Origin of the sequence: Nocardioides sp. CCNWLW216 (assembly GCF_037120545.1) — a bacterium.
Taxonomy (GTDB): Bacteria; Actinomycetota; Actinomycetes; order Propionibacteriales; family Nocardioidaceae; genus Nocardioides; species Nocardioides lianchengensis.
In genome coordinates, this window is record NZ_JBBBBJ010000003.1 from 397,808 (window position 1) to 415,173 (window position 17,366).

The 17,366-nt window shown below is 72.8% G+C and carries 14 protein-coding genes; 10 read left to right on the top strand and 4 right to left on the bottom strand.

The annotated features are described in order from the left end of the window. Window positions 1-29 precede the first annotated feature (29 nt). Both V7S47_RS09615 and V7S47_RS09620 read right to left on the bottom strand, forming a co-directional pair. Complete coding sequence (locus V7S47_RS09615) at window positions 30-632, bottom strand: YceI family protein (protein WP_090851261.1); 603 nt, start codon at window positions 630-632, stop codon at window positions 30-32. Window positions 633-814: 182 nt separating this feature from the next. Beyond that, window positions 815-949, bottom strand: a complete 135-nt coding sequence (locus tag V7S47_RS09620; protein WP_336561352.1) for a hypothetical protein — start codon at window positions 947-949, stop codon at window positions 815-817. Window positions 950-1,184: 235 nt separating this feature from the next. Between V7S47_RS09620 and V7S47_RS09625 the strand changes: the two genes are divergently transcribed. The 4 genes from V7S47_RS09625 to V7S47_RS09640 all read left to right on the top strand — a co-directional run bounded on the left by V7S47_RS09625 (window position 1,185) and on the right by V7S47_RS09640 (window position 5,506). Then, the gene (locus tag V7S47_RS09625; protein ID WP_336561353.1) at window positions 1,185-1,448 is read left to right on the top strand and encodes a hypothetical protein; all 264 of its coding nucleotides are present in this window, start codon (window positions 1,185-1,187) and stop codon (window positions 1,446-1,448) included. A 56-nt stretch (window positions 1,449-1,504) separates the two neighbouring features. After that, a complete protein-coding gene (glmS, locus tag V7S47_RS09630) occupies window positions 1,505-3,346 on the top strand; it encodes a glutamine--fructose-6-phosphate transaminase (isomerizing) (RefSeq protein WP_336561354.1) in 1,842 nt (613 codons plus the stop codon). Window positions 3,347-3,425: 79 nt separating this feature from the next. Then, entirely contained in the window at window positions 3,426-5,171 is a 1,746-nt protein-coding gene (locus V7S47_RS09635; RefSeq protein WP_336561355.1) for a DEAD/DEAH box helicase, read from the top strand. 38 nt (window positions 5,172-5,209) lie between these two features. Further along, a complete protein-coding gene (locus tag V7S47_RS09640; protein ID WP_336561356.1) occupies window positions 5,210-5,506 on the top strand; it encodes a hypothetical protein in 297 nt (98 codons plus the stop codon). Window positions 5,507-5,515: 9 nt separating this feature from the next. Here V7S47_RS09640 and V7S47_RS09645 read toward each other — a convergent pair whose 3' ends face one another. Then, complete coding sequence (locus V7S47_RS09645) at window positions 5,516-6,442, bottom strand: NAD(P)/FAD-dependent oxidoreductase (protein WP_336561357.1); 927 nt, start codon at window positions 6,440-6,442, stop codon at window positions 5,516-5,518. Between the two features lie 28 nt (window positions 6,443-6,470). Here V7S47_RS09645 and V7S47_RS09650 point away from each other — a divergent pair, with 28 nt between their 5' ends. From V7S47_RS09650 to V7S47_RS09675, 6 genes are all read left to right on the top strand, one after another. Further along, complete coding sequence (locus V7S47_RS09650) at window positions 6,471-6,881, top strand: MerR family transcriptional regulator (RefSeq protein WP_090851244.1); 411 nt, start codon at window positions 6,471-6,473, stop codon at window positions 6,879-6,881. A gap of 64 nt (window positions 6,882-6,945) precedes the next feature. Further along, window positions 6,946-7,881 (top strand): SGNH/GDSL hydrolase family protein, encoded by a 936-nt coding sequence (locus V7S47_RS09655; protein ID WP_336561358.1) that lies wholly within the window; start codon window positions 6,946-6,948, stop codon window positions 7,879-7,881. An 82-nt stretch (window positions 7,882-7,963) separates the two neighbouring features. Next, complete coding sequence (locus tag V7S47_RS09660; protein WP_336561359.1) at window positions 7,964-8,926, top strand: SGNH/GDSL hydrolase family protein; 963 nt, start codon at window positions 7,964-7,966, stop codon at window positions 8,924-8,926. A gap of 48 nt (window positions 8,927-8,974) precedes the next feature. Continuing rightward, a complete protein-coding gene (locus V7S47_RS09665) occupies window positions 8,975-10,873 on the top strand; it encodes a penicillin-binding transpeptidase domain-containing protein (protein ID WP_336561360.1) in 1,899 nt (632 codons plus the stop codon). 141 nt (window positions 10,874-11,014) lie between these two features. Then, window positions 11,015-13,744, top strand: a complete 2,730-nt coding sequence (locus tag V7S47_RS09670; protein ID WP_336561361.1) for an AAA family ATPase — start codon at window positions 11,015-11,017, stop codon at window positions 13,742-13,744. A gap of 249 nt (window positions 13,745-13,993) precedes the next feature. Next, on the top strand, window positions 13,994-15,451 hold the full coding sequence (locus V7S47_RS09675) for an NAD-dependent succinate-semialdehyde dehydrogenase (RefSeq protein WP_336561362.1): 1,458 nt from the start codon (window positions 13,994-13,996) through the stop codon (window positions 15,449-15,451). Between the two features lie 317 nt (window positions 15,452-15,768). On the opposite strand, the gene nhaA is transcribed toward V7S47_RS09675, so the two are convergent. Next, on the bottom strand, window positions 15,769-17,121 hold the full coding sequence (nhaA, locus tag V7S47_RS09680; RefSeq protein WP_442945341.1) for a Na+/H+ antiporter NhaA: 1,353 nt from the start codon (window positions 17,119-17,121) through the stop codon (window positions 15,769-15,771). Between the last annotated feature and the right edge of the window lie 245 nt (window positions 17,122-17,366).

Consider the following 17,366-nt stretch of genomic DNA (forward strand, 5'->3'; position numbering starts at 1 on the left):
CGGGCCGTCAGCAGGAGAACGGGAGTGCGTCAGGCGTTCTTGATCGCCGAGACGTCGAACTCGAGCTTGATCTTCTCGGAGACGAGCACGCCGCCGGTCTCGAGCGCCGCGTTCCAGGTCAGGTCCCAGTCCTTGCGGTTGATCGAGGTGGCGCCCTCGAAGCCGACGCGCAGGTTGCCGAACGGGTCCTGGGCGGAGCCGGTCTCGTCGAAGGCGACGGTGACGGGCTTGCTGATGCCCTTGATCGTCAGGTCGCCCGTGATCGCCCAGGTGTCGTCGTCGACCTTCTCGACCTTGGTCGAGACGAAGGTGATGTCGGGGTTGACCGCGGCGTCGAAGAAGTCGGCCGAGGACAGGTGGCCGTCACGGTCGGCGGAGCCGGTGTCGACGCTGGCGGTCTTGATGGTCAGGGAGACCGACGACGCGGCCGGGTTGGCGGCGTCGATGTGGGCGGTGCCCTCGAACTCCTTGAAGGCGCCGCGGACGGTGGTGACCATCGCGTGGCGGGCGCTGAAGCCGATCCGGCTGTGCGAGGCGTCGATCGTGTAGTCGCCGGAGATGTCGTCGACGGCGGTGGTGGCCGCGTCGAAGTCGGACTCGGCAGCGGCGGGCTTGCGGGAGAAGATGCTCATGACGGGTGTGCTCCTGGGTGGTGGTGGTGAGGGTCGTACAAAGTTCAACCACCCTAACCGGACCATCGTCCGGATCTATTCCCTCGCACCCGACTTTTCTCGGAACTTCTGCGTGCGGACGTGCGACGAGGCCGTGAACCCGGGTGGGTTCACGGCCTCGTCGGCGTGGGACGTGTGGGTCGTCAGGCGGCGTGGGGAGCCAGCGCGTCGGCCTCGCCGACCACCAGCCAGCGCGCCTCCATGCGGGTCCGGCCGTCCGGGCCGAGCACGGAGATCCAGTGTATCTCGAGCTCGCCGGTCATCGTGGATTCCTTCATGGGACACCTCCTGTTCATCTTCTGTTCACCTAAGGTACCCGATCCCCACGCGGATAGCCAGAAGAGCCGAGAATTGGTGCCCGCTCCTCCATTTCGACCCTGGAAGCGGGGTGTGCGCACCGCCGGTCCCCCACTCGGTCGGAGGGTGGCTACCCAATACCCACAACTGACGATTCCTGCCCGATTTCGGGCAGGAAGTTGCACGACGTGCCGATGAATGGTCAGAGTGCCTGTCGTGCCCGCTGATCCGGACCTGGTCGCCCACCTCGTGGCCACGACCGGGCTCACCACTGCCGAGGCCGAACGCGTCGTCGAGGACGTCGTCGCGTTCCACGCCGAGCCGGTGGAGGCCTACGTCCGGCGGCGGCACGCGCACCTGAAGACGTACGGCGCGAAGAACCCCGAGATCTTCGCGCAGATCGCGGCCGAGCTGGCCGATCGCGTCGTCGGCGCACCCGAGCTCAGTGAGCGCCAGCTGCGGCGCATCGTCTACACCTGATCTCGATACGCGGCCTCCTTCGTCGGCCGCTACTCGATCACCGAAAGAGGTTCTTTATGTGCGGCATCGTCGGCTACATCGGCACCCAGCAGGCGGCCCCGCTGCTCCTGGAGGGCCTGACCCGCCTCGAGCACCGCGGCTACGACTCCGCGGGCGTCGCCGTCCTGGGGGCGAGTGGCAGCGCCCTGAAGGTCGCCAAGAAGGCCGGCCGGGTCCGCGACCTCGCCGAGGACCTGCCGAAGCGCTTCGCCGGCAAGGTCGGCATCGGCCACACCCGCTGGGCGACCCACGGCCCGGCCACCGACGCCAACGCGCACCCGCACACCGACACCAAGGGCGACGTCGCCGTCGTCCACAACGGGATCATCGACAACGCCTCCGCGCTGCGGAAGCTCCTCGCCGACGACGGGGTCGACCTGGTCAGCGACACCGACACCGAGGTGTTGGCCCACCTGGTCGCCCGCTCCGACGCCGACACCCTCGAGGGCCGGGTCGCCGACGCGCTCGCCGTGATCGAGGGCACGTACGGCGTCGCCGTGGTGCACGCCGACTTCCCGGACCGGATCGTGGTGGCCCGCAACGGCAGCCCGCTGATCATCGGCGTCGGTGACAAGGAGATGCACGTCGCCTCCGACCTGGCCGCCCTGGTCCGCTACACGACCACCGTCGCCCACCTCGACGACGGCGAGATGGCCACGCTGACCGCGACCGGCTTCACGACGTACCGCCAGGACCTGACGGCGACCGCGACCCTGGCCCGGACCGTCGACATCGACCCCTCGGCGTACGACGCGAACGACGCCGTGCACGCCGCGGGCGGCTCCTTCATGCACCGGGAGATCCACGAGCAGCCGCAGTCGACCGAGCGGGCGCTGCGCGGCCGGCTCGACGAGCGGTTCGGCACCGCCCACCTCGGCGGGCTCAACATGGACCCGCGCGAGACCCGGGCGATCCGCCGGGTGAAGATCCTCGGCTGCGGCTCGGCGTACTACGTGGGGCAGATGGGCGCCTCGCTGGTCGAGGAGCTGGCCCGGATCCCCGCCGACGCCGAGGCGGCCAGCGAGTTCCGCTACCGCAACCCGATCATCGAGCCGGACACCCTCTACGTTGCGGTCAGCCAGTCCGGCGAGACCATCGACACGCTGCTCGCCGTCCAGGAGATCCGGCGCAAGGGCGGCCGGGTCATCGGACTGGTCAACGTCGTCGGCAGCGCGATCGCGCGGGAGTGCGACGGCGGCATCTACCTGCACGCCGGCCCCGAGGTCGCGGTGGCCTCGACCAAGGCGCTGACCAACATGTTCGTCGGGTTCGCGCTGCTCGCCCTGCAGCTCGGCCGGGTGCGCGACCTGTCGATCGCCGACGGCAAGCGGCTGATCGCGGGCCTCAACCGGCTGCCCGGCCAGATCGCGGAGATCCTCGAGCAGGAGGAGGAGCTGGCCGCCGCGGCCGCCCGCCTGGCCGAGGCCGACAGCCTCTTCTTCATCGGTCGGGTCCGCGGCTTCCCGGTCGCGCGGGAGGGGGCGCAGAAGTTCAAGGAGATCAGCTACCGGCACGCCGAGGCCTACCAGACCTCCGAGCTCAAGCACGGTCCGCTGGCGCTGATCGACGAGGCGCTGCCGACCGTCGCGGTCGTCCCGAGCGACGAGCTGACCGACCGCAACGTCGGGGCACTGCACGAGATCGCGGCCCGGCGCGGTCCGCTCGTCGTGGTCACCCACGAGGACGTCGACCTCGGCGAGCTGGACGCGGTGCGCATCGCCGTGCCCCGCAACGAGCGCGAGCTCGACCCGATCCTGCTGACCGTCCCGCTGCAGCTGCTGGCCTACCACGCGGCGCTGCACCTGGGTCTGGACATCGACAAGCCGCGCAACCTGGCGAAGTCCGTGACGGTGGAGTGAGGGCGCGCGAGAGGCGCGTGACCCAGCCCACCGCGACCACGAAGGTGGCGGCTGAGGCGTATACCACTACCGTTGACGGGTGAGCACCGAGGACCAAGCAGTCGAGACCCCCGCCCAGCAGACCACCTTCGCGGACCTGGGCCTCGACGACGCCGTGCTCCGCGCGCTGAAGGACGTGGGCTACGAGACGCCCTCGGCGATCCAGGCCGCGACCATCCCGCCGCTGCTCTCCGGCCGCGACGTGGTCGGCCTGGCGCAGACCGGCACCGGCAAGACGGCGGCCTTCGCGCTGCCGATCCTGTCGCGGCTCGACGTACGCCAGAAGTCGCCGCAGGCGCTGGTCCTCGCCCCCACCCGTGAGCTCGCGCTCCAGGTCTGCGAGGCGTTCGAGAAGTACGCCGCCCACCTCAAGGGCGTCCACGTGCTCCCCGTCTACGGCGGTCAGGCGTACGGCGTGCAGCTGTCCGCGCTGCGTCGCGGCGTGCACATCGTGGTCGGCACCCCGGGCCGGATCATGGACCACCTCGACAAGGGCACCCTCGACCTGTCGGAGCTGCGCTTCCTGGTCCTCGACGAGGCCGACGAGATGCTCAACATGGGCTTCGCCGAGGACGTCGAGACGATCCTGGCCAGCACGCCCGAGGACAAGAACGTCGCGCTGTTCTCCGCGACCATGCCGGCGCAGATCCGCCGGATCTCGAAGAAGTACCTGAACGACGCGCAGGAGATCACGGTCAAGGGCAAGACCGCGACCGCCGCCAACATCACCCAGCGCTACCTGATGGTCAGCTACCCGCAGAAGGTCGACGCGCTCACCCGCATCCTCGAGGTCGAGAACTTCGAGGGGATGATCGTCTTCGTCCGCACCAAGAGCGAGACCGAGACCCTCGCCGAGAAGCTGCGGGCCCGCGGGTTCAGCGCCGCCGCGATCAACGGCGACGTCGCACAGGCCCAGCGCGAGCGGACCGTCAACCAGCTGAAGGCGGCCAAGCTCGACATCCTGGTCGCCACCGACGTGGCCGCCCGCGGCCTCGACGTCGAGCGGATCAGCCACGTCGTCAACTACGACATCCCCACCGACACCGAGTCCTACGTCCACCGGATCGGCCGCACCGGTCGCGCCGGCCGCAGCGGCGACGCGATCTCCTTCGTCACCCCGCGCGAGCGCTACCTCCTCAAGCACATCGAGAAGGCCACCCGCCAGCCGCTGGTCCAGATGCAGCTGCCCTCGCCGGAGGACATCAACGTCACCCGGCTCACCCGCTTCGACGAGCAGATCACCGCGGCGCTGGAGCAGACCGCCCGGATCGAGCGGTTCCGCGACATCATCGACCACTACGTCCGCCACCACGACGTACCCGAGGCCGACGTCGCCGCCGCCCTGGCCGTCGTGGCCCAGGGCGACGAGCCGCTGCTGCTCGACCCCGCCGCCGAGAAGCCGATCCGCGAGCCCCGCTTCGAGGAGCGCGAGCGCCCCGAGCGGTCCGCGTCCCGCGAGCGCCGGGGTGCGCGCAGCGACGTCCCGATGGCGATGTACCGGATCAACGTGGGCAAGCGTCACAAGGTCGAGCCGCGCCAGATCGTCGGCGCCATCGCCAACGAGGGCGGCCTGCGCCGCGCCGACTTCGGCCAGATCCAGATCCGCCCGGACTTCTCGCTCGTCGAGCTCCCGGCCGACCTGCCCGGCACCGTGTTCGACGCGCTCAGCGGCACCCGGATCTCCGGCAAGCTGATCGAGCTGCAGAAGGACAACGGCCCCCGCCCGACCAGCCGCCCGTCGTACGACGACCGCCCGGACCGGAAGCCGCGCCACAAGGCTCGCTGAGCCTGCGAAGGCCCGCCGATCTCTGCCACCATGCCTGCGTGAGCAGCGAACGGCGGGTCGTCGACGTCGGGGTGCCGCTGCTGGGCATCGCGGCCACGGCCGTCTGGTTCGCCTGGTCCGTGGCGCCCCCGTCCGTGGTCCCGGCGCGCGGGCCCGCGATCGAGCTGGTCCTGCCGCTCGTGGTGCTGGCGGCCCTGGTGGTCGGGACCGTCGTCGCGGTCCTCGAGACGCGGGGGCGTGCCGTCCTGCCCTGGTTGGGTCTGGCGGCCGTGCTGACGGCGAGCTTCCTGCACACGCTGGTCGTCGTCGCCGCCGCGACGTTCTCGTTCGGCTGACGGGTCCCGTCAGCCGACCGCCAGCTCCTGCACCGCCGCCGCGCCGGCGACCAGGCCGGCCGCGGCGGAGGTGAGCACGGCCGACATCGGCATCGGCAGCTCCTCCAGGTGGGCGAGGTCGCCCGCGGCGAACACACCGGGGCGGCTGGTGCGGCCGAAGGCGTCGATGCGGACGCAGCCGGACGGCAGCAGGTCGAGGCCGAGCTGCTCGGCGAAGGGGGCGGACTGCGCGAAGGCGGTCGCGACGAAGAGGCCGCCGGCCTCCTCGGCCGGGCCGCTCGCGAAGGACACGGTCGCGCCGGTGGCGCTGCGGCAGAAGCCGGCCACCTCCTCGGTCCGGACCGCCACGCCCGCGGCCACCAGCGCGTCCCCGATCTCCGGGTCGACCGGTGCGCCGTCGGTGAGGACGGTCAGCCGGCCCGCGATCGGGCCGAGCATGGCCGCCATCCGGGGCGCGTGCGGACCGGCGCCGAGCAGCACGACGTGCTGGCCCGCGAACTCGTGGCCGTGGCAGAACGGGCAGTGCGCGGCCACGGTCCCGAAGAGCTCGGTCAGGCCCGGCTTGTCGGGGAGGGTGTCGCGGACGCCGGTGGCCAGCACGACCTTGCGGGCGGTCAGGGCCGAGCCGTCGGCGAGCTCGACCCAGAAGAGGTCGTCCTCCTCCGAGACCACGGCGGCCGCGGTGCGCCGTACCTCGACGGTGTCGTAGGCGGCCAGGTCGGCGTGGGCCAGGGCGCGGAACTCGACCGGGTCGCGGCCGTCGTGGGTGACGAAGTTGTGCAGGTGCTCGACGGGGGCGTTGCGGTACTCCCCGGAGTCGAGGAGCACGACCGTCCGGTGCATCCGGCCGAGGGTGAGGGCGGCCTGCAGGCCGGCGGGTCCGCCGCCGATCACGACGACGTCGACAGGGGGGTCGAGGAGCTCAGGAGTTGTCATGGGAACGAGGATGTGACTTCATGTCAACATGAAGTCAAGTCGTGAGGGGACACCCTGGTCGGTCGGCGACGTGGCGGCCAAGTTCGGGCTCGCCACGCACGTCCTGCGGCACTGGGAGGACGTCGGCCTGCTGCGGCCCGCGCGCGACGGCGCGGGCCGTCGGCGCTACGGGATCGACGACCTCTCCCGGGTCGCCACGATCGTCCGGAGCAAGGACGCCGGCATGGGCCTCGACCAGATCGCCGTGCTCCTGGACGCGGACGCGCCCGAGCGGCACCGGGTGCTGCAGGCGCACCTCGACGACCTCGCGCGGCGGATGGCCGAGATGGAGCGCTCGCGCGAGATGACCGAGCACGCGCTGTCCTGCCGGGCCCACGACGTCGCGACCTGCCCCAACTTCCAGCGGTTCGTCGCGGACCTGGTCGAGGCGGCCGCGTAGGGGTTCCCCTTGTCCTCGCGCCGCGCCCTTCCGGGCGCGCGCGGCACCGTCCTACGTTCGACCGGTGCCCCGTCTCGGTCCCGCCCTCGTGTCCCTCACCGCCACCGTCGCCCTGGTCTCCCTGGCGCCACCGCCCGCCTCCGCCGCCGGTGAGGAGTACGTCGCCCTCGGCGACTCGTACTCCTCCGGCCTCGGCACCCGCAGCTACCTCGACGACGGCAGCGAGTGCCGCCGCTCGACCTCGTCGTACGCCGGGCTGATCGCCGCGGCGCAGGACCTGGCGCTCAACCTGCGCGCCTGCTCGGGGGCGACCGTTCCCGACGTGGCGAGCACGCAGCTCGACGCGCTGAGCGGGTCGACGTCGTACGTCACGATCTCCGTGGGGGGCAACGACGCCGGCTTCGCCGACGTGCTGACCGAGTGCGCGCTGCCGGCGTGGGCCAGCGACTGTGCGGGCGCGGTGGCCGGGGCCCAGGCCTACGTGTCCGGCACCCTGCCCGGCGCGCTCGGCGGCCTCTACTCCTCGATCCGTTCCGCAGCCCCGGCGGCGCAGGTCGTAGTGGTCGGCTACCCGCGGGTCTTCATGGGCGAGGACTGCAACGCCGCCACCTTCTTCTCCCCGGAGGACGAGGCGCTGTTGAACCAGACCGCCGACCAGCTCAACGGCGTGCTGGCCAGCGCCGCCTCCGGCGCGGGCTTCGCCTTCGCCGATCCCACCTCCGCGTTCACCGGCCACGCCGTCTGCGACGAGCCGGCCTGGTTGAACGGCTTCTCGAGCCCGATCGACGAGAGCTATCACCCCAACGTCGCCGGTCACGCCGACGGCTACGCGCCGCTCGTGGCCCCGCTGCTCACTGGCTCCGGGCTCCGCGTCACCGCCGACGTACGGCGCGACGCAGCTGCCGACGCGCCCGCGCAGACCCGCGAGCAGCGCCGGTACGCCGACCGCGACGCGGTCATCGAGCAGGACCCGTTCCGCGCTCCTCCCCAGGCGCGCTGACGTCGGTGGCGGCCGTCGGAGCCGAGTGCTTCAGTGATCCGGCGGCCGCATCGGGGCGGCCGCCGGATCTCGGAGGTCGCTCGTGCGCCGTCCCCTCACCACCGCCGGGCTCGTGCTCGGCCTGCTCCTCTCCCTCCTGACCGCCGCGCCGCCGGCCGAGGCCGCCGCGCCGCCGGTCTACGCCGCGCTCGGCGACTCCTACGCGTCGGGGGTCGGCACCGGCCGCTACCTCGACGGCAGCGACTGCCAGCGGTCGTCGTACGCCTATCCGGCGCTGCTGGCGAAGGCGCGCGGCTGGACGCTGCGCTTCCGTGCCTGCTCCGGCGCGACGATCGCCCACGTCCGCGCCTCGCAGCTGGCGGCCCTGACCAGCCGGACGCGCTTCGTCACCCTCTCGGTCGGCGGCAACGACGCCGGCTTCGCGGGGGTGCTGACCACCTGCGCGACCCCGTGGTGGCTGCTCGACTGCGACCCCGCCGTCGCCCGGGCGCGGGCCTTCATCCGCGACACCCTGCCGGCCCGCCTCCGCGCCCTGTACGCCGAGGTCCGGTCCCGGGCGCCGCGCGCCCGCGTGGTGGTGGTCGGCTACCCGCGCGTGTTCCAGGGGACCGACTGCGACCTCGGCACCTGGTTCACCCGAGCCGAGCAGCAGCAGCTGAACGCGACCGGCGACCTGCTCAACGCCCGGATCGCCGCCGCGGCCCGGGCCGCCGGGTTCGCCTTCGCCGACCCCACGAAGCGGTTCGGTGGGCACGCCGTCTGCGACGACCCCGCGTGGCTCAACGGGCTCTCGGTGCCGGTCGGCGAGAGCTACCACCCCAACCGCGCGGGGCACGCCGCCGGCCTGCTGCCCGTGGTGCGACCGCTGCTGCGGGGACCCGGGCCGGCCGCCCGCACCGGGGTCGCGAGCCCGGCTCCCCTCGCGCGGACGGCGGGAACGCGGGTCGCGCCGTTCCGCAAGCCCGACCCGCGCACGAAGCAGGCCAGGCGGGCCGCCCGACGTCACGGCATCGACCTCGAGGCCTGGCTGAGGCGACACCCCTGAGGCGTCCGCAGCACGGTCCGGTCGGTGCCGGCTGGTAGAAGAGGGGCCATGCGACGCGTGCTCCTGGCCTCGACCGCCGTGCTCCTGGTGACCGGGCTGCTCAGCTCCTGCGACCAGGTGGCCGAGCAGCTCGCGGACCCCGAGCCCGACCAGGCCGCGGCCGACCTGGCCACCGGCCTGGCCGGCGGCGACCTGGCCCAGGTGGTGTTCACCGACGCCACGGCGGCGGAGGCGACGGCGTCGTACTCCTCGGTGGTGGAGGGGCTCGGCGACGTGGAGCCCACGATCACCGTGGAGGACGTCGCCGACGCGACCGACGGCGCGTCGACGGCGACCCTCGCCTGGTCCTGGCCGGTGGGCGCCCAGCCGTGGACCTACACCACGGAGGCGCCGCTGGAGCTGGTCGACGACGAGTGGCGGGTGGCCTGGTCGCCGACGCTGGTAGAGCCGTCGCTGGCCGAGGGCGAGGTGCTCGACACCACGACGATCGCCGCCCGGCGCGGCGACATCACCGGCGACGGCGGGCAGACCCTGGTCACGCTGCGGCCCGTCGTACGACTCGGCGTCGACCGGTCGGCCGTGCCGAAGGCCCAGGCCGTCGAGGCCGCGCGGGGCCTGGCGCGCGTGGTCGACATCGACGCGGCGTCGTACGCCGACGAGGTGGCGAAGGCCGGCGACGCGGCGTTCGTGGAGGCGATCACCTACCGCCGCGAGGACGTCCCCGCGGCCGCGGCCCGGCTGGCCGAGCAGGACCCCGCGGTCCTGGCCGTCCAGGACGAGCAGCCGCTGGCGCCGACCCGTGAGTTCGCCGCACCGATCCTCGGCACGGTCGGCGAGGTGACCGCCGAGATGGTCAAGGACGAGCCGGAGAAGTACGCCGCCGGCGACCAGGCCGGTCTGTCCGGGCTGCAGTCCCGCTACGACGACCTGCTCCAGGGCGAGCCCGGTGTGGTGGTCAGTGCGGTCACGGACGCCGGCGAGGAGGGCGAGGCGGAGCGCGAGCTGTTCCGTGCCAATGCCCGGACTGGCGGCACCCTGGAGCTGACCCTCGACCCCGACCTGCAGCTGGCCGCCGAGGGGCTGCTCGCCGACGTGAGGCCCGCCAGTGCCCTGGTGGCCATCCGGCCCAGCACCGGGGCGATCCTCGCGGCGGCCAACGGGCCGGGCACCGACGGCTACAACATGGCGACGTTCGGCCAGTTCGCGCCGGGCTCGACGTTCAAGACCGTCACCAGCCTGGCCCTGCTGCGGGCCGGACTGACGCCCGACACCCGGGTGCCCTGCACCTCCACGATCGTGGTCGACGGCAAGCGGTTCAAGAACTACTCCGACTACCCGAGCGGCGCGACCGGGCGCATCCCGCTGCGCTCCGCGGTGGCCAACTCCTGCAACACCGCCTTCATCTCCCAGACCGACCGCCTCGGGGGCACCGGCCTCTACGACGCCGCCGTGTCCCTCGGCATGGGTCTCGACCACGACCTGGGCTTCCCGGCCTTCCTCGGCAGCGTGAAGGCGGCCGGCTCGGAGACCGAGGCGGCGGCCAACACCATCGGCCAGGGCACCGTCCTGGCCTCGCCGATGGTGATGGCCACGGTCATCGCCTCGGTCCAGCGGGGCTCGCTGGTGATCCCGCAGCTGGTCCCCTCGGTCGAGGTGAGCGCGCCCGACGGCGCCCAGCCGCTGAGCGCCGCCGAGGCCCAGGCCCTGAAGGGGATGCTGCGCGGCGTCGTCACCGACGGCAGTGGCCGCGCCCTGGCCGACCTGCCCGGCCCGGCCGCGATCGCCAAGACCGGCACGGCCGAGTTCGGCAGCGACCCGGTCCGCACCCACGCCTGGATGATCGCCGCCCAGGGTGACCTGGCCGTCGCCGTCTTCGTCGAGGTCGGCGAGTCCGGCTCCCGCACCGCCGGCCCGATCCTGGAGGAGTTCCTCCGAGCGGCGCGATAGTCCCTGACGTCCTGCCGCTCCCGTTCCTGCCGAACGTCAGCGACTATCGGCGAGGTCCGGAACCTTCCACCCCCGGTGGGCCCATTTCACACGGCGCACGCCTGTCGGGGGCCGGAGGCGCGGACGTACCGTGGTCGTTCCATGTCTCGGGTGATGGGTAGGCCGGACCTGCTGGGGGAGGTGCACGACCTCCTCGGGCAGGGACTGCCGGTCGCCCTCCACGGCCCTGCGGGGATCGGCAAGAGCGCGCTGCTCGACATCCTCGAGGCCGAGGCCCGCGAGGAGGGGACGACGCTGGTGCTCCGGGCCAGCGGCGCGGCGGCCGAGCACTCGCTGCCCTTCGCGGCACTGCGCGATCTGGTCGACCAGCTGCCGCCGGGTCTGCTCGCGAGCCTGCCCGACGAGGCCCGCGACCGGCTGGCGACCGGCCTCGGGGGGCTCGACTCCTCCGACGAGATGCGGTCGTCGCTCTGCGCGGTCCTGCACGGCCTGCTCGACGTGGTCTCGCGCCGCGGGCCGGTGCTGGTGCTCCTCGACGACGTCCAGTGGCTCGACCCCGAGTCGGCCTGCGTCCTCGGCTACAGCCGCCGGCGGCTGCCGGGGCGGGTCCGGATGGTCGTCGCGGTGGGTCCGGACGCCGGCACCGGCATCGACGTGACCGACCTGCACGCGCTCGACGTACCTCCGCTCGACGCGCCCACGATGATCGAGCTGCTCGGCAGCCACGGCCTGCCCGCCCACGTCGCGCAGCGGGTGCACGCCGAGTCCGGCGGGGTTCCGGCGCTGGCCCTGGCCCTCTGCGGCGCGATCCGGGAGCGGCCGACCCTCCTCGGCGGGCCGAGCCCGCTGCCGGCGAGCATCGAGCGGGTGCTGCGCGACCGGGTAGCGGCACTGCCCGACGACCTGCGCGAGACCCTGGTGCACGCCGCGCTGCTGCACCGGCCGACGCTGCGCCAGCTCGAGCGCGCGGGCCGGATCGCCGCCGACGACGACGTACGACGCCTGGTGCAGGCCGGCGTGCTCGTCCGGACCGACGGCGCCCTGCGGTTCACGCCGACGGTGCTCCGCTCGGTGACCGCCGAGCTGACTCCCGCGCACCGTCGGGGCGAGCTGCACCGCGAGCTCGCCGCGGTCGCCACCACCGAGGCGGAGCGGATCCGTCACCAGGCCCTCGCCGACCCGCGGCCCGACCACGACCTGGCCCGCGAGCTCGGTGTCGCCGCCCGCGAGGCGGCCGAGGCCGGTGGCCGCGAGATCGCCGCCGAGCTCTACCTGCTGGCCGCCGACCGGGCGCCGGTGGAGCTGGCCGAGGAGCGTGTGGAGTGGCTGGCCTCGGCGATCGAGACCGCGGCCCCCGGCAACCACGTCGAGATCGTCCAGGAGGCGCTGGCCGAGATCCTGGAGGCGAACGCGAGCCCCGCCCAGACGGTGCGGGTCCGGCTCGCTCTGCCGGAGCTCGCCGGCTCGCCCGTGACCGCGCTCGACGAGGTGCTCACCGCGGCCCTCGCCGACGCGGGTGACGACGACCGGCTGGTGGCGATGGTGCTGCTGCAGCGCTCGCGCGTGGCGCTGATGGAGTCGCGTCCGGACGCCGCGGCCCACGGCGCCCAGCAGGCGGTCACGCTGCTGGACCGGGCCGGCGACGTCGAGAGCTCCGCGGTGGCCCTGACCGCGCTGGCGGTCTCGCGACGCTGGACCGGCGGCGACCACCGCGGTCCGATCGACCGCGCCGTACGCCTGGCCGAGAGCGGGACGAGCGGCGGCAGCACCGGGTTCGTGCACACCTCGCCCGCCTACATGGCTGCCCGGTTCGACTTCTACGACGACCGCCTCGACGAGGCCTGGGCCGCCTACCTCGCGATGCTCGCCCAGGTGGAGCGCGGCGCCGGCATGGACCAGGTCCACGTGCTGCGCTGCCTGGTCGAGGTCGGTGCCCGGTCCGGCCGTTGCCGCGAGGCGCTCGAGTACGCCGCCCGCGCGGCCCGGGTCGGTGAGGAGTTCGCCCTCGACCTGCACACCAGCTGGTTCATCCAGGCCCTGGCCGAGCTGGCCGGCGGTGACCTGTCCACGGCCCGCACGTTGGCCGAGCGCGGGGTGCTCGCCTCCGAGGAGCGCGGCGACACGCGCTACCTCCAGCGACACCTGCTGCTCCTGGGTCAGGCCCGGCTGCGCTCCGGCGACGCCCAGGGCGCTCGGGAGGCGCTGACCCGGATCCGGTCCATCGAGCGCGCGCACGGCATCGGCGATCCGACCGTCAACCGCTGGCAGCCCGAGCTGGTCGAGACGCTGGTCCGGCTCGGCCAGCTCGACGACGCCGAGGACCTGGTCGCCGAGGCCCGGCACGGCCTGGACGGCCGGCCCGGCACCGAGGGGGTCTCGGCCCAGCTCGACCGCGCGGAGGCCGAGCTGCTCAACGCCCGCGGCGACGCCGACGGGGCGCTGCTGCTGCTCGACCGGGCCGCGAAGGTCTTCGCCGACGTCGGCCTGCGCATCGAGCTCGGCCGGGCGCTGGTCAGCCGCGCCCACCTCGAACGGCGCCGGCGCCGGGCGGCCGCCTCGCGGGCCGCGCTCGAGGAGGCCCGCGACCTGTTCGTCTCCCTCCACGCCCGCTCGTGGGCCGAGCAGGTCGGCGCCGAGCTGGAGCCGACCCGCGCCGACGTCAGCGACGACCCCGCGCTGGACCGGCTGACCGACACCGAGGCGCGGATCGCGCGGGCGGTCGCCCAGGGCGCCAGCAACCGGGAGATCGCGGAGCGGGTCTACGTCAGCGTCAAGACCGTCGAGGCCACGCTGACCCGGATCTACCGCAAGCTCGACGTGCGCTCCCGCACCCAGCTCGCCGCGCTGCTGGTGCCGGCTGCGCCGGAATAGCCCCACGACGAGCGAGAGGCGCGGGTGCCCGGTGAGGAACCGGGGACCCGCGCCTCTTGGCGTCCGGGGCGGTGGGGACCGTTCCCGGACAAGGGAGAACCCCTCGCCGCATGGGGTCGGCAAGGGGTTCGGTCGCCTTCAAAGTGCTCCCTCCGAAGTCGACTCCTCTATGGTTCCACGGGCCTCCACACCTGTCATCGATTTCCTGGAACTGGTGCGGGTGATCAGCCGGGTGACAGGCTGGGGACCATGACTGGACTGGATCTCCTGAGCCCCCACCAGCGGGGCCTCCTCATCGGCGGCGCGTGGCGCGAGGCCGACGAGGACCGCCGCTTCGACGTGCTCGACCCGGCCGACGGCAGCGTCCTCACCGATGTCGCCGACGCGTCCGTCGCCGACGCCGTCGAAGCCCTCGACGCGGCCGTCGCCGCGCAGGCCGACTGGGCCGGTACGGCGCCCCGCGAGCGCGGGGAGATCCTGCGCACGGCGTTCGGGCTGATCGCCGACCGCGCCGACGACTTCGCCGAGCTGATGAGCCTCGAGATGGGCAAGACCGTCGCCGAGGCGAAGGGCGAGGTGGCCTACGGCAACGAGTTCTTCCGCTGGTACGCCGAGGAGGCGGTCCGCATCCACGGCCGCTGGATGCAGGCGCCGGCGGGCGGCAGTCGGCTGCTGACCATCAAGAAGCCGGTCGGCCCGTGCCTGTTCATCACGCCGTGGAACTTCCCGCTCGCGATGGGCACCCGCAAGATCGGACCGGCGATCGCGGCCGGCTGCACGATGGTCGTCAAGCCGGCCGAGCTGACGCCGCTGACGATGCTGGCCCTGGCCGGCGTCCTCGAGGAGGCCGGGCTCCCGGCGGGCGTGCTGAACGTCGTCCCCACCACGCGGGCGGCGGAGGTCAGCCGGGCGCTGCAGGGCGACGACCGGCTGCGCAAGGTCAGCTTCACCGGGTCGACGGCGGTCGGGAAGGTGCTGGTGCGCCAGTCCGCCGACCAGCTGCAGCGGGTGAGCATGGAGCTCGGCGGCAACGCCCCGTTCCTGGTCTTCGAGGACGCCGACGTCGACGCCGCGGTCGCCGGCGCGATGGTGGCCAAGATGCGCAACATGGGCGAGGCCTGCACCGCCGCGAACCGGTTCCTCGTGCACTCCTCGGTCGCCGCCGAGTTCGCCGAGAAGCTCGGGGCGCGGATGGGGGCCCTGAGGGTCGGCCGCGGCCAGGACGACGGCGTCGACGTCGGCCCGCTGATCGACGAGAAGGCCGTCGAGTCGGTCGGTCAGCTCGTCACCGACGCCGTCCACGACGGCGCGACGGTGGTCACCGGGGGCTCGGCCCCCGACGGTCCGGGCTACTTCTTCACCCCGACCGTGCTGCTCGACGTGCCCGCCGACAGCGCGATCAACGTCCAGGAGATCTTCGGGCCGGTCGCGCCGATCACCACCTTCGAGACCGAGGAGGAGGCGGTCGCGCGGGCCAACGACACCGAGTACGGGCTGGCGTCGTACGCCTACACCCGCGACCTGTCCCGCACCATCCGGCTGGCCGAGTCGCTCGACTACGGCATGGTCGGCATCAACACCGGTCTGATCTCCAACCCCGCCGCCCCGTTCGGCGGCGTGAAGGCCAGCGGCTTCGGGCGCGAGGGCGGCTTCGAGGGCATCGAGGAGTACCTCGAGACGACGTACGTCGCCCTGCCGGCCGGCTGACCCGACGTCAACGCCGAGGAGAGCCCGTCACGATCTGGCACGTGGCTCGATCGCCACGGCAGAGGTCTCCCGGTCCCCGTGAATCACGACTCGACAGAGCCAGGACGTCCCCACTCGTCAGCAGCGCTTGGTCCTGGCTGCCGTCGTCGTCGGAGTGGCGATGCGGTGAAAGGTGACCCGGGCACCGGGGGTGATGTCGTCGCGACGCGGCCACACATGTCGGACTTCAACGCGCGCGGATCGCGGCATGAGAGGGCGCATGCCGGCAGCGGGGAGCCCCGGGATCGACTGGAACACGCGTGCGTGACGGACGCTGTTCAGTCTGCGGTTGAGGGGCGGGGGTGGTCGTCGAAGAGGTCTGGGATGCCGTCGGCGTCTGCGTCGACCTTCTCTGCTTCGCAGATGCGTCGGTAGTGGTGGTTGCGGGCGCGGAGCAGGATCGAGGCGAGGAGTGCGCACAGGACGGATCCGAGGAGGACGCCAACCTTGACGTGGTCGTCGCGTTCACTGCCGGTGCCGAAGGCGAGCTCGCCGATGAGGAGCGAGACGGTGAAGCCGATGCCGGCGAGCATCGAGAGGCCGATGACATCGAGCCAGGACAGCTCGTCGTCGAGGTCGGCGCGGGTGAAGGTTGAGAGAAGCCAGGTCGAGCCGGCGATGCCGATGGTCTTTCCGATCACGAGCCCGGTGACGATGCCGAGGGCGACGGGGTCGCGGAGGGAGTCCAACAGTCCGTCGAGGCCGCCCACCGTGACGCCTGCGGCGAAGAAGGCGAAGACGGGAACTGCGATGCCGGCGCTGATGGGTCGGACGAGGTGCTCGAAGTGCTCGGCCAGTCCGGGTCCGGCGTCGGGTCCGCCTGCGGCCGCGCTGCGGATGACCGGCACGGTGAAGCCCAGCAGGACACCGGCCACGGTCGCGTGGACACCCGATTCGTGGACCAGCACCCAGGCGAGGCCGGCGAGCGGGACGAGCAGCCAGGCGGTGCGGATCCGCTTCTGTACGAGCAGCGCGAACAGTGCGATCGGCACGAGGGCGAGGGCAAGGTAGGAGAGCTGGAGCTCGTCGGTGTAGAAGACCGCGATGATCGTGATGGCGAACAGGTCGTCGATCACGGCCAGGGTCAGCAGGAAGGTGCGTAGCCCGCTGGGCAGGTGGGTGCTGATGACCGCGAGGACAGCGACGGCGAAGGCGATGTCGGTGGCGGTCGGGATCGCCCACCCGGTCAGTGCGCCGTCGGGGCCGAGATTCCACAGCACGAAGATCAGGGCAGGGACGGCCATCCCGCCGACGGCGGCGGCTACGGGGAGCGCGGCGCGGCGGGGGTCGCGTAGGTCGCCGGAGACGAACTCGCGCTTGAGCTCCAGGCCGGCGACGAAGAAGAAGATGGCCAGCAGTCCGTCAGCGGCCCATGTGCCGAGGGTGAGGTCGAGGTGAACCGCGGACGGGCCTATCCGCAGGTCGCGTAGGTCCTCGTAGAGCGAGGCCCAGGGGGTGTTGGCCCAGACGATGGCGATCAGGGCGCCGGCGAGGAGGAGCAGCCCGCCCGTGGTCTCGGCACGGAGCACGCTCGCGATGCGGGAATGCTCGAGGAATGAGCCTCGGGAGAACAACCGCGTTGTCGGCGTGGAAGCCGGAGGCTCGTGGCGGGACGGGGCGGGAATGGGCATCGGGGAACTTCACCAGGGGTCGACGGGACTATGCCGACCAGACTTCCCGGCGCACCGCGATCGGGTTCACCGATCACCTGTCAGGTACCCATCGCGGATCGATCCGCGCAGGACGCGGGGTGCTTCGTGACCTTGCCCCGAACACGCCGGAATCAGGCGTGTCTACGCGCGGACGAAGGCCGCGAACCACATAGCCGACCGAGCTCGTGACCACCCATCGGCACCGGCCTGCCCGACCTGCCCGA